The sequence below is a fragment of the Nocardia sp. NBC_00416 genome (assembly GCF_036032445.1).
GTDB lineage: Bacteria > Actinomycetota > Actinomycetes > Mycobacteriales > Mycobacteriaceae > Nocardia.
The window spans coordinates 4837151-4849931 of record NZ_CP107932.1 but is presented as its reverse complement, the minus strand read 5'-3'; the positions used below and the strand labels follow the sequence as shown (position 1 = coordinate 4849931).

12 protein-coding genes are annotated in these 12781 nt (G+C 68.8%); 2 read left to right on the top strand and 10 right to left on the bottom strand.

Annotated features, from left to right (window positions below; translation table 11 throughout):
- Nucleotides 1-76 precede the first annotated feature (76 nt).
- The gene (locus tag OG804_RS20780; RefSeq protein WP_328398571.1) at nt 77-1519 is read left to right on the top strand and encodes a phosphatase PAP2 family protein; all 1443 of its coding nucleotides are present in this window, start codon (nt 77-79) and stop codon (nt 1517-1519) included.
- Here OG804_RS20780 and mnhG read toward each other — a convergent pair.
- From mnhG to OG804_RS20735, 9 genes are all read right to left on the bottom strand, one after another.
- Nucleotides 1485-1826 carry a monovalent cation/H(+) antiporter subunit G gene (gene mnhG, locus OG804_RS20775; RefSeq protein WP_328388982.1) on the bottom strand — a complete coding sequence of 114 codons (342 nt, stop codon included), beginning with the start codon at nt 1824-1826 and terminating at the stop codon, nt 1485-1487. The genes OG804_RS20780 and mnhG overlap by 35 nt on opposite strands.
- Nucleotides 1823-2083, bottom strand: a complete 261-nt coding sequence (locus OG804_RS20770; protein WP_328388980.1) for a monovalent cation/H+ antiporter complex subunit F — start codon at nt 2081-2083, stop codon at nt 1823-1825. The genes mnhG and OG804_RS20770 overlap by 4 nt, the downstream gene beginning before the upstream one ends.
- On the bottom strand, nt 2080-2622 hold the full coding sequence (locus tag OG804_RS20765; RefSeq protein ID WP_442941895.1) for a Na+/H+ antiporter subunit E: 543 nt from the start codon (nt 2620-2622) through the stop codon (nt 2080-2082). The genes OG804_RS20770 and OG804_RS20765 overlap by 4 nt, the downstream gene beginning before the upstream one ends.
- 17 nt (nt 2623-2639) lie before the next feature.
- Nucleotides 2640-4235, bottom strand: coding sequence for a Na+/H+ antiporter subunit D (locus tag OG804_RS20760; RefSeq protein ID WP_328388976.1), 1596 nt, complete (start codon nt 4233-4235; stop codon nt 2640-2642).
- The gene (locus tag OG804_RS20755; protein ID WP_328388974.1) at nt 4232-4612 is read right to left on the bottom strand and encodes a Na(+)/H(+) antiporter subunit C; all 381 of its coding nucleotides are present in this window, start codon (nt 4610-4612) and stop codon (nt 4232-4234) included. The genes OG804_RS20760 and OG804_RS20755 overlap by 4 nt, the downstream gene beginning before the upstream one ends.
- Nucleotides 4613-4685: 73 nt before the next feature.
- Complete coding sequence (locus tag OG804_RS20750) at nt 4686-7475, bottom strand: Na+/H+ antiporter subunit A (protein ID WP_328388972.1); 2790 nt, start codon at nt 7473-7475, stop codon at nt 4686-4688.
- Nucleotides 7476-7636: 161 nt separating this feature from the next.
- Nucleotides 7637-9889: an AAA family ATPase gene (locus OG804_RS20745; RefSeq protein ID WP_328388970.1), complete on the bottom strand. Its 2253-nt coding sequence runs from the start codon at nt 9887-9889 to the stop codon at nt 7637-7639.
- A gap of 269 nt (nt 9890-10158) precedes the next feature.
- The gene (locus tag OG804_RS20740) at nt 10159-10623 is read right to left on the bottom strand and encodes a hypothetical protein (RefSeq protein ID WP_328388968.1); all 465 of its coding nucleotides are present in this window, start codon (nt 10621-10623) and stop codon (nt 10159-10161) included.
- 108 nt (nt 10624-10731) lie between these two features.
- Nucleotides 10732-10893: a hypothetical protein gene (locus OG804_RS20735; protein WP_328388966.1), complete on the bottom strand. Its 162-nt coding sequence runs from the start codon at nt 10891-10893 to the stop codon at nt 10732-10734.
- Nucleotides 10894-11092: 199 nt separating this feature from the next.
- On the opposite strand from OG804_RS20735, the gene OG804_RS20730 reads away from it, so the two are divergent.
- Complete coding sequence (locus OG804_RS20730; protein ID WP_328388964.1) at nt 11093-11545, top strand: SRPBCC family protein; 453 nt, start codon at nt 11093-11095, stop codon at nt 11543-11545.
- Here OG804_RS20730 and OG804_RS20725 read toward each other — a convergent pair.
- Complete coding sequence (locus OG804_RS20725; RefSeq protein ID WP_328388962.1) at nt 11520-12566, bottom strand: beta-ketoacyl-ACP synthase III; 1047 nt, start codon at nt 12564-12566, stop codon at nt 11520-11522. The two genes, OG804_RS20730 and OG804_RS20725, sit on opposite strands and share 26 nt — an antisense overlap.
- Between the last annotated feature and the right edge of the window lie 215 nt (nt 12567-12781).

The window sequence follows — 12781 nt, the reverse complement described above, 5'->3', positions numbered from 1 at the left end:
GCTGCTGTTCAGCAGCCCGGTGACCTGCCGTTCACGTGCCGTTTACGATAGGCGGGTGCTAGTCGAAAACCCGAATATGGGAGCTGGAGCAGCGGCGCTCGGATCCGTGCCGCGTCGGGGGGTTCGGGTCGTCGCCGTCGCCGCGGTTCCGGCGCTGTTGCTGGTACTGCAGGGCGTGGCGATGTGGCGGGGTTTCGAAGGGCCGCTGACGAGTCTGGCGCGGGACTACTTCGGTACCCCCAAGTCCATGACCGTGCCCTGGGCGGGTCTGGTACTCGCGCTGGTCGGGATATCGAACCGGCGCCGGGTGCTCGTCGTGGGCGCGGCCGTGGTGATCGATCTCGGCTACGCGGGGGCGCGGCTGTTACTGGGGGAGCCGTTCACCGTCGGCAACGGGCCGGTGCTGGTGCTCACGGCGTTGGCGCTGGTGGCCTGGTTGCGCTGGACGGGCACCGAGCGGCGGGACGCGTTGCACGCCGCGGCGCTGGGCGCTTTGCTGATCCTGGCCACGAAGGTCGGCGATGTCTGGCTGCACATCACCGTGGAGCTGCGACCGCAGGTGCTGGACCAGTACGTGATGCTGGCCGATCATGCGCTGGGCGACCCCGCCTGGGTGATGGGCCGCGTACTCGAAACCCTGGGACCGGTACCCGACGCGGTGCTGCACTGGGTGTACATCGAACTGCCCGCGGCGGCCATCGTGGTGGCGGTCTGGCAGTTGCGGTCGGTGGTGGCGAGCGGTCGGTGGCCGAACCACTACCTGGTACGCACCTTCTTGGTGCTCGGCCTGGTAGGCCCGCTGGTGTACGTGCTGTTCCCCGTGGTCGGGCCGATGTTCGCCTACGGGACGGACGGAGGCGGGTTCCAGGTGGGCAATTTCTGGCCCGGAATGGTGCCGCCACTGGATCGCGGTCCGGTACCGATGGACTTCAGCGCGATCGCGCCGCGCAACTGTATGCCGTCCATGCACACCGCGTGGGCGCTGGCGCTGTTCCTGCACACCCGGCGCAACGCCGACGGTTCCCTCGCCCCGACCTGGTTGCGCTGGGGCGGGATGTTCTGGCTGCTGTGCACCCTGACCGCGACCCTCGGTTTCGGCTACCACTACGGCGTGGACCTGGTCGCCGGGGCGGTGCTGTGCCTGACGGTGGAATCCGCGCTGCGGGAGCCGGAACGCGGCTGGGGCTGGTTCCGGGTGCGTCTGGTCGGCGGCGGGGCGACGGTGCTCGTCGCGTTGTTGCTGGGGTACCGGTACCTCGCGGTGCAGATGGCCGACTATCCGGTGGTGGCGGGTTCGATCGTGGCGGCGCTGCTCGCCGTGGTCGCGGCCGGGTTCCATGCCACCTGGTTCGCCCGTCACCGCGGCGCCCGCCCGGATCCGGCCGCGACGATCCCGGCCGGATCCGCGGATACGGTGGCCGGGGCCGCGGTCCCGCTCGAGATGGCCGCGGCAGAGGCCGGGACGCCCCGCCCCGAGGCCGCGACTATCGCTGTTCCGGCTCGTCCTCGAATTCGTTGACCACGAGCAGATCCTTGCGGTGCAGCTGCTCCCGGTAGGCGGTCCGGCCGATGAGGTGGGCGATCACGGGGGCGGTGAGCAGCGTGAACAGACCCACCAGCACCAGCATCCACACGTTCGGGTCGTCGTAGACCCGGATGCACGTGCCCGCCAGAACCAGGTTGAGCCCGATGACCTGGGGTTTTGTGGCGGAGTGCATCCGCAGCAGGATGTCGGGGAAACGGACGATCCCGATCGCCGCGGTGAGTGCGAACAACGCACCGAGGATGATAAGGGTGCCGGAAACCCAGTTCAGTACGGTGCTCATCGGCGATCCCGCACCCGGAAGCGAGTGACGGCGGCCGATCCGAGGAAACCGACCAGCGACAGTGCGACGATGGCGGGCACCACGCTCGTATCGCGACTGTAGGCCGCCCACACCGCGAGCCCGCAGATCGCCATCGCGATGATCGAGTCGATCCCGACCACCCGGTCCAGGGTGTCCGGACCGGCGAGTATCCGATACGCGGTGATCACCGCGGCCGCGCTGAGCAGGGCCGCGGCCACCACGGCCACGACGATCACTGGGACACCTCCTGGCCGGGGGACGGTGGAAGCGGGGTGGCGCGCCGTTCGAACGTGGCGATCAGCAGCCCTTCCACGACCCGGATGGTCTTGTAGAACTTCGCCACCGCCTTCTCGCTGCTGATATCGATGACGTGCACATAGACCACGCACTGTTGCCGATCGATTTCCAGCACCATGGTGCCCGGGATCAGGTTCAGCAGATTGGTGCACAGGACCAGCACGAGATCGGATCGGAACGCGAAACGCACCCGCAGCACCCCCGACACCGGCGGTGGTCCGGGGCGCAGGGCGAACCAGGCGACCTGAAGGCTGGATTCGAGCGCGTAGTAGATGCTGACCCCGACGAGTTTCACCAGGGGCAGCAACCGGAGTTGTCCGCTCACCGGTATCCGGGGCAGCGGGAGGGTCACCATGATCGCGGCGCCGACCGCGAGCCCGGCCAGCACGTTGGCGATGCTGATCCGGCCCCACAGGGCCACCCACACCACCGCCAACCAGATCAGGACGCCGACGCGGAGGATATTGTCGCGATTCACCAGTGCCGAACGGGTGCTCATTTCGTCCCCCCGCCGAGGACAGCGCCGATATAGATGCCGCGGTCCTGCAGTTCCACCGCGGCCCGGTCGGCGATGCCGAGCACCGGGCCCGCCCAGACCGTGAGCGCCAACCCCACTCCGACCAGGGCGGCGGTCGGCAGCACCATCATCGCCGGTAGCCGGCCCGGGTCGACGCGTTCGTCGTAGAGCATGTCGGTGTTGTCCTCCACCAGCGAGGGCAGGGTCGCGGACACCAGGTGGCCGTCGGGCGCCTGTTCGCGCGGCCGCCAGAACGCCTTGCTCCACACCCGTGCCATCACGTACAGCGTGAGCAGGCTGGTCAGCACCGAACCCGCCACGAGGATCCAGGCGAGCGAGCTGCCGTCCTGCGCACCGGCCTGCAGGAGCGCGACCTTGCCGATGAAACCGGAGAACGGCGGGATCCCGCCGAGATTCAACGCGGGGATCAGGAACAGCCCCGCCAGCAGTGGGCTGGCCGCCGCCAGCCCGCCGACCCGGCGCAACGAGGTGGAACCCGCCTGCCGTTCGATCAGACCGACGACCAGGAACAGCGCGGTCTGCACCAGAATGTGGTGCGCGATGTAGTACACCGCGCCCGCCAGACCGATCGTATTGGCGATCCCCACTCCGAACATCATGTATCCGATATGGCTGACCAGGGTGAACGAGAGGAGTCGCCGGATATCGTTTTGCGCGATGGCGCCGAAGATGCCGATCAGCATGGTCAGCAGACCGGTGACCAGTAGGAGGTTGTCGAAGCCGCCGTCGGGGAACAGCAGGGTCTGGGTGCGCACGATCGCGTACACGCCGACTTTGGTGAGCAGGCCCGCGAAGACGGCGGTGACCGGCGCCGGTGCGGTGGGATAGGAGTCGGGCAGCCAGTTCGAGAGGGGAAAAACGGCTGCTTTGATGCCGAACGCGACCAGCAGTACGCCGTACACGGCCTGGCGGATCCCGTCGGGGATGGCGTCCATGCGCGTCGCCAGCTGGGCCAGGTTCAGGGTGCCGGTGGCGCCGTAGATGACCGCGGTGCCGATCAGGAAGATCATCGACGACACCATCGACACCATCACATACGAGACCCCGGCCCGGATGCGTTCCGCGGTCGCGCCCAGGGTGAGCAGAACGAACGAGGCGACCAGCAGGATCTCGAAACCGACGAACAGGTTGAACAGGTCACCGGCCAGGAACGCCATCGCCACACCCCCGCTGAGCACCAGGTAGGTGGGCCAGAAGATGGAGGTGGGCTGTTTGACCTGCGCGTCGGCGATGTTCTGCCCCGCACCGTAGAGCGCGACCGCGAGCAGCACGATCGCCGAGACGAGCAGCATGGCGGCGGAGAGCCGGTCCACCACGACCGTGATGCCGATCGGGGTCTCCCAGCCGCCGACCTGAACCGCGACCGTTCCGTCGCGATCGGCGAGGTAGAGCAGCACGCCGCACACGGCGACGGCCGCGCTGAGCGCGACGGTCGCCAGCACGCGCTGTACCCGCGGGCTGCGCCCGACCACGAGGGTCGCGGCGGCGGCCAGCAGCGGAATGAGCACCGGTAGCGGCGCGAATGTGGTGAGCAGATCGTGCGAGAGGGTCATTCTTCGGGTTCCTCCGGCTCACGACCGGCGATCCCGATATCTTCCGGATCGTTCTCGACTTTTTCGCTCGTGGTCAGGATGTAGGAGCGGTAGGCCAGCGCCAGCACGAACGCCGAGACGCCCATCGTGATGACGATGGCGGTCAGCACCAGCGCCTGTGCCAGCGGGTCGGCCATGATGTCGTGCTCGACATCGCCGGCGCCCTGGATCGGCGGGGCGCCGTCGCCGCCGCCCATGGTGAGGATGAGCAGATTGACGGCGTTGCTGAAGAGCAGGATGCCGAGCAGCATCTTCGAGACGGTCCGTTCGAGCAGCAGGTACACCCCGCAGGCGATCAGGACTCCGACGACGATCAGGAGCGTGAGATTGGCGGTCATACTGTCACCTCGGCGGCGTTCGGTTCCGGCCCGGCCGCCGCGGCCGTGCCGAGTGCTCGCCCGCTGCGCTCGTTCATGACTGCACCAACTCGTCGTCGAGGCGTGCGCCGAGGCTGCGCAGTACATCCAGGACCAGGCCCACCACGATCAGGTAGACGCCGAGATCGAAGAACAGCGAGGTCACCAGTTTGATGTGGCCGAGCAGCGGCACCGTCGCCTCCACGATGACCGAGTGCAGCGGTGGTGCGCCGAACAGCAGCGGCACCGTCGCGGTGCCGGCGGCGAGGATCAGGCCGGCGCCCAGCAGATGCCCGGCGTCGACGGGTAGCGCTTCGCCCAGCTCGTACTGGCCGCCGGCGAGGTAGCGGAGCACCAGCGCCAGTCCGGCGATGAGGCCGCCCGCGAAACCGCCACCGGGAGCGTTGTGGCCGGAGAAGAAGAAGTACACCGAGACGACCATGACGGTGGGGAACACCAGCCGGGTCGTGATCTGCAGAACCATCGACCGGTCGCGGCGGTCCACCAGACGGCCCGCGGGCAGCCAGCTCACCTTGCCGGGAAGGTAGTTCGGGGCGTCGGCCGCGCGTGGCGGCAAGCCGAACCGGCGGCTGCGGAACACCAGCGAGGCGACACCGGTCGCGGCCACGACCAGCACCGATATCTCGCCGAGCGTATCCCAGGCGCGAATATCGACCAGCAGCACATTTACCGCGTTCTTGCCGCCGCCGAATTCGTAGGCCGCGGCGGGGATACGTTCCCAGATGGGCACGGTGCTGCGCGCCGCCCCCGCGAACGCCGCCAGCACCGGTACCGCGATCCCGACCGCGATGGCGATCGCGGCCCGGCCGACCTGGAACCCGGTCTGCCGCTCCGGGCCGACCTCGGCCGGGAAGGCCCGCAGCACCAGCACGAACACCACCAGCGTCAGCGTCTCCACCAGGAACTGGGTCAGTGCGAGGTCGGGGGCGCCGTGCAGGGCGAAGATCACGCCGCACCCGTAGCCGGTGAGTCCGACCACCAGCACACTGGCCAGGCGATTGCGCAGAACCGTCGCCCCCAGCGCCATGGCGATCATGATCGCGCCGATCACCAGTTGCAGCGGGGAATCCCAGAGCCGCAGTTCCACTCCGGTCCGGGTGCCGACGGCCAGGACGACCGCGGGCAGGATGACCAGGGTGCCGAGGATGACGGCCAAGTTCAGCGGCAGCGAACCGCGCTGTACCGAGCCGGTCATCCGCAGCGATATCCGGTCCATCGCCCGAAGTGCGGCATCGTAGCCGCGGTCGGCGTTGCCGAGCAGTGTCGCCGATTGACCGAACCAGTCGCGGACCGCGTACAGGGCCACGCCGCACGCGATGATCACGACGGTGAGCGCCAGTGGCCCGGTCAGGCCGTGCCAGAGTTGCAGATGCGCGGTCAGCTCGCCGGGCAGCGTCTTCGCGTACGGCGCGAGGACTCGGTCCATCCAGGGAGCCGTGAGCCCGGCGGCCAGCGAGCCCAGAGCCAACAGCGCCGGTGCGGCGATGAGCGAGACCTCGGGCGCGTGCCAGTCCGGTAGCCGGACGCCGGGCTTGTCGGCGAAAGCGCCCCAGAGGAAGCGCGCGCTGTAGGCGACGGTGAGCATGGATCCCAGCACCACGCCGGAGCAGAGCAGCAGGCGGGTGGGGGAGGAGAGCATATCGGCGTCGAGGACCGCGCCCAGCGCGGACTCCTTCGCGACGAATCCCCACAGCGGCGGGATACCGGCCATGCTCAGTGCGGCCAGCGCCGCGGTGCCGAAGAGCACGGGGGCGCGGCGGCCCAGCCCGGACAGCTCGCGCAGATCGCGGGTGCCGGCGCCGTGATCGATGATGCCGACCACGAGGAACAGGCAGGCCTTGAACAGGGCGTGCGCCACGATCAGCGCGATACCGGCGAGCGCGGCATCGGGAGTGCCGAGGCCGACCATCGTGACCAGGAATCCCAGCTGACTCACGGTGCCGAAGGCCAGGACCAGTTTCAGGTCGGTGACCTGCATGGCCCGCAGTCCGGCCAGCAGCATCGATGCCAGACCGAGGGTGAGTACGAGTGGACGCCAGACGGGTTCGTCGGCGAAGGCGGGCGCGAGGCGGGCAATCAGATAGACACCGGCCTTCACCATGGCCGCCGCATGCAGGTAGGCGCTCACCGGAGTCGGCGCGGCCATGGCGCCGGGTAGCCAGAAGTGCAGCGGCACGATGGCGGATTTGCTCAACGCGCCCACCAGCACGAGTACCAGGCCGGCCTGGACCGCGATCCCGCCCGGCGGGCTCTCGGCCGCGAGCAGGTCCGAGAGCAGGTAGCTGCCGTAGGACTGCCCGAGAATCACGATTCCGGCGAGCATGGCCAGACCGCCCGCGCCGGTGACCAGCAGTGCCTGGAGGGCGGCGCGGCGTCCGGGAACGCTGTCGGAATTATGTCCGACCAGCAGGAACGACAGCACCGTGGTCACTTCCCAGAAAGTGAACAGCAGCAGCATGTTGTCGCTGGTGACCAGGCCGAACATGGCACCGGAGAAGGCGACCAGCCAGGCGGCGAAGGAGCCGAGCTTCGGTTCGTCGTCGGTGAAATAGCGTGCGCAGTAGGCGAGTACGAGCGCGCCGACTCCCAGGACGAGGGCGCTCATCACGGCGGACAGTGAATCGAATCGCAGATCCAGGGCCAGGTGGATGGTGGGCGCCCAGGTCAGCCGGACCTCGACCACATCGTTCCAGCGGGCTATCACCCAGCCGAGGCATCCCAGCGGTACCAGCGCCAGCGGATAGAACGCGTTGCGACCGAATGCTCGCACGGCGGCGGGCGCGATCAGCGCGGCCAAGGCGTGTGCGAGCAGGATGGCGAGCAAGCGTTACCTCCGTCGGGATCGGGGCGGCGGGGTATTGCGCGCTCATCATATGCGAGCACGAACTGGGACAATCGTACAGGTTAACGATATTCGCCCTGCATCCGGCTACCCTCTGGCAACAGTTACACCAGGTCAGACATATCGGACAGGTCGGAAATCGATCAGTCCCGGGCGTCCGCGTACCGGCGCAGCGATTCCACCTGATCGGGGTCCAGCGACGGGCGTACCGCGCGGCGGGCGGCGGCGATATCGGCGGCGGTCACATCGGCGGCATCCACATCGCGGCGCATCGCGGCCAGGGCGGCTTCGCGCAGCAGCGCGGCACAGTCGGCGGCGGAGAAACCGGCCAGATCGGCGGCCAGCCGGGACAGGTCCACCGACTCCGCGAGCGGAACCGAACGGCCGGCCGTCCGCAGGATGGACTCCCGGGCGCCGGCGTCCGGCGGCGGGACGAACACCAGCCGCTCCAGCCGGCCCGGTCGCAGCAGCGCCGGATCGATCAACTCCGGACGGTTCGTGGCCCCCAGCACCACCACATCGCGCAGCGGCTCCACCCCGTCCAGCTCGGTGAGCAGGGCCGCCACCACCCGGTCGCCGACCCCGGAATCCGAACTCTGGCCGCGCCGGGGCGCCAGCGCGTCCACCTCGTCGAGGAAGATCAGCGACGGCGCCGAGTCGCGGGCACGCTGGAACAGATCCCGCACCGCGCGTTCGGAGGACCCGACCCATTTGTCCATCAGCTCCGCGCCCTTGACTGAGTGCACGCTCAGCTGGCCGGTCCCCGCCAGCGCTCGGACCAGGAATGTCTTGCCGCATCCGGGCGGGCCGTACAGCAGCACCCCGCGTGGTGGGTCGATCCCGAGCCGGGCGAAGGAATCGGGGTGCCGCAGCGGCCACAGCACCGTCTCGGTGAGCGCCTGTTTGGTGTCGGCCATATCGCCCACATCGTCGAGTCCGAGACTGCCGAGCGCCAACTCCTCGGTACCCGAACGCGACAGCGGCCGGATCACCTGCAGGGCGCCGCTCAGATCCTCCTGCTCGAGCCGTGGTTCGGAGCTCTCCCGGCTGGCTCGCGCCGCCGCGCGCAGCGCCGCCTCCCGGACCAGCGCGGCCAGATCGGCGACCACGAACCCCGGCGCGGCGGCGGCGATCTCGTCGAGGCGCAGCGCACCGGTCGGCACCCTGCGCAGTAGTTGTTCGAGCAGGGCCCGGCGCACTGCCGCCGTGGGCAGGGTGAGCGCCAGCTCCCGATCGCAGAGATCGGGCGCCCGCAGCCGGGGATCGATCGCCGCCGGATGCGCTGTGGTGGCCAGCAGCGCCACACACGGTTCGGCCACCGCCGCGCGCAACTGATCCAGGATGAGAGTGGCGACGGGCTCTGCCGGATCGGGCAGCAGCGCGTCGATATCGGTGATCAGCAGGATGCCGCCACAACCCGAACCCACCGCCGCCGCGGCGGCGGCGACCTCACGCAACCGGGCCCCGCTCTCGGCCGCACCCACCGACGGCCCGTCCAGCTCCACGATCCGCCTGGGCGCGGTGACCGCCCGCGCCAGCGTCGCCTTGCCCACTCCCGCCGGTCCGGTGATGAGCACACCCAGCCGCGGCGTCGCTCCGAGCGCTTTCAGCAACTCGTGTTCGTCCAGCGCCAGGCTCAGCCATTCGGTGAGTTTCGCGGCCTGCTGCTGTGCCCCCGCGAGTTCCTCCACGTTCACCTCGGTGGCCGGTGTGCGCGCCACCGGGACGGTTCCGGGGAGCTCGGCGCTGGTCACGGTATCGAGATGGCTCGGCACCATCGGCTGATTCGGGCCCGCGTGCCCGTTCACCCGAACCGCCGCCGGCTGGTCACCCGCCATCGCGCCCGCTGCCCACTCGACCGCCGTATTCGGTTGCACGCTGACCGGGCCCACGACCGGATCGGCGGCCACCACGGTGAGCAGCTCGGAGGTCCAGGCGATCCCGAACGCCCGCGACAACGCCTGGCTGGCCACCGACGACGGAATGTCGGGACCCAGATCCCGGGGCAGCAGCGAAACGGTATCGCCGACGGTCACGACCTTGCCGAGCAGTGCCTGCCGCAGCGTCGCCGCCGGAATCGACTGGGTGGCCTGCCTGGAGCCGCTCACCGAGATCTGGCGCGCCCCATACACCACGGCCGGGGAGACCACCACGGTGGCGTTCTCTCGCAGCCCGGCATTGGACAGGGTCACATCGTCGAGCAGCGCGGTACCGGCCGGGGTCCCGGCGGGAGCGCGCCCGACCACGGAGGCGGTACGCCGCGCACCCACCAGCGTGACCCCGTCCCATTCGCGTAGCCCGAGGGCGGTGAGCGCTTCGGGATGAAGCCGGATCACCCCGCGCCGGGCGTCGGCGGCGGACGGATTCAGTCGGACTGTCAACGCCAGTTCTGCCACGTATTCATTCTGCCGCCTTCAGCGACGGGGTCCAGGGCCCTGGCGGAACACCCGAGGGTGCACCGGCGCCGACTACCGCGCCCGGGTCGCGTTCGTATGCGACGCAACCGCCGGAGTCGAGTTCAGCGAGACACCACAAAGGGTTGAGGCCCGTCCCGGCGTTCAGCCCTCGAAAGCGCATGAGGCGAAGCCTCGAGTCTCGAGGGCTGAACGCCGGGACCAAGGGGGCCTCAACCCCGCGACGCCGCAGGCGGCGCCAAAAAACACAGCTACCCGTTGACGACGATCCCTGCGACCACTGCGACCTTCTGGTCCGCGGCGTTGCCGGAGTTGCACACCAGTTTCGCCGTCCCGAGGGCGGCGTTGGGGTTGCCGACGAACGTGCTGTCGGGATTGTCGGCGAGGATCTGTCCGATCAGTTGTTGTTGCTGCGGTTCGTCGAGCTGTTTGAACTGCCCGCAGGTGGTGTCGGAGGGGCGGCCGGAGGCCGGGGCGTCGTCGGCCGAATCGATCTCGGGTTCGGTGGTTTCCGAGGATTGCGCGGGTGCTCCGGCGTCTTCATCGGGAACAGCGGTTCCGGTGCTCGTTTCGGCTGCTGTCTGCGGCGATGTCTGCGCGGTCGCGGTGTTCTTCCGGAGACCGGCGGCTTCCGGTTCCTCGTCCGATGAGCAACCCGAGAGCGCCAGCGCCGCGAGGGCGGCAGCGGTGACGGCAATAGTTGAGATTCGCTTCATAACGCATTCCCCGGTGGTCAGCCACGCCGGAGCCTCCGGCGTGGCCAGCAGCGTACCGGGTGCAGCGCGGCGGCCCCGACCGCAGCCGGGGCCGCACCGATCGGGGGATCAGACTCGGTGCCGTAGCACCATATCGAGCTCGGTGGGGGTGAGCAGACGTTCCAGCCGTTCGTCGACTTCGTCGTTTCCAGAGGTGCCGTCAGGTTCGACGGCCGGTAGCTGTGGCAGTCCCGGTGCGGTCTGGCGGCGCAATAGCGAGCGAAGGTTCACGGCCCATCACCTTACGGTAGCTGGTTATTTGCTGGCGACGTGTCTTGCTTGCGGTGGCGTGTACGGAGACCGATTGGGTCCGGTATCGATTCTGCTTCCGGATCGGCGCTATCGATACTCGGCGGGGGAAAATGTGACCGAGCCGTCGCCAATCGCTACCCTTTCTGATACTTGGAGTTTCATCTACCTGGAGGCAGCGTTGCCGAAGAACTTGGAAACCAGCATCGAGATCGCCGCGCCGCCGGAGCGGGTCTGGGCGGTGCTCGCCGACCCGGCCCGGATGCCGGAGTTCAGCCCGCAGTGCGTCCGGATGGTCCCGATCGGCAAGCCGAAGGCGGGCACGCTCACGGTCAATCTCAACCGGGACGGATGGAAGTTCTGGCCCACCACCTCGCGAATCCTGCGCTACGAGAAGAACAGTTCGCTGGCGTTCCGGGTCAGCCAGAACCGCACCGTATGGACCTACACGCTGGAACCCACCGAGGCCGGAACCCGGCTCGTGGAACGCCGCGACGTCCCCAACGGCACCACCTGGGTGTCCCGCACCTTGATCAACGCCGTACTCGGCGGCGAGGCGGCGTTCGAGGAGAATCTGGTGCGCGGGATGGACGAATCCCTGGCGAAGATCAGGTCAGCGGCTGAGGCGGGCTGAACTTCGGCAGGGTGACGACCTGCGCGGCGTAGGAGAGTCCGGCGCCGAAGGCGATGAGCAGAGCGGTATCGCCCGGCTTCGACTGGCCGGTGCGCAGCAGGGTCTCCATGGCCAGCGGAATCGAGGCTGCTGAAGTGTTGCCGGCCTCCTCGATATCGTTGGCCAGCGCGCAGTTCTCCGGCAGTTTCAACACGCGCGCCATGATCTCGATGATCCGGCCGTTGGCCTGGTGCGGGATCATGGCGTCGAGGTCGTCGGTGGAGATTCCGGCGCGGTCGATGGCATCGCGGCACACCTTCTCCAGCGAGTGCGCGGCCCACCGGAAGACCGCGGTGCCCTCCATCGCCAGGTACGGGCGGACGGCGTCGGCGCCTTTCTCCTCGATCTCGGCGAAGAACTCCAGCCAGTCCTTGTCCTGGCGGATGACCTGGTGCTGAGTGCCGTCCGAGCCCCAGACGGTCGGTCCGATGCCCTGGTCTTCGGCTGGGCCCACCACCACCGCGCCCGCGCCGTCGGCGAACAGGAACGCGGTGCTGCGGTCGGCCGGATTCACCGTGTCGCTCAGCTTCTCCACGCCGATGACCAGTACGTGCGACGACGTCCCGGCGCGCACCAGATCCGAGGCCATCGCCAAGGCGTGACAGAAGCCGGCGCATCCGGCGGAGATATCGAAGGCGGCCGAGCCGTTGGTGCCCAGTGCGGTGGCTATGCGCGGGGCGACAGCGGGGGTCAGCAGCAGGTGGGTCGAGGTGGCGACGATCACGCAGTCGACCTGGTCGGCGGCGACTCCGGCGGATTCGAGGGCGCCGCGCGAGGCCGCGACACTCATCGAGTGGATCGTTTCGGTGTCGTCGGCGAAGCGGCGGGTGCGGATACCCGACCGGGTGCGGATCCACTCGTCGCTCGAGTCGATGGGTCCGGCTACTTCGTCGTTGGTCACGACTCGCGCCGGACGGTACACGCCCAGCCCCAGGATCGCGGTGTGCTGCGCCCCGGTTGTCTGGGCGATCTGAGTAGCCATGGTGCTTCTCCTATGTACCTGCGGCTCGGCCGCCGCGAGGGTTGACCCGATTTCGATGTGGATTCCTCACCCGCCGGCCGTGCGGTGGCGGCCACCGGGCAATCCGGAGACATGAGGCACCCTCATATTATCCTCATGTGCGCGGGACGGCACCCGCTTATCGGATATTCGCCGGGGTTATCGGAACCCGGTCCGGGTATTGCGGCGGTACACGT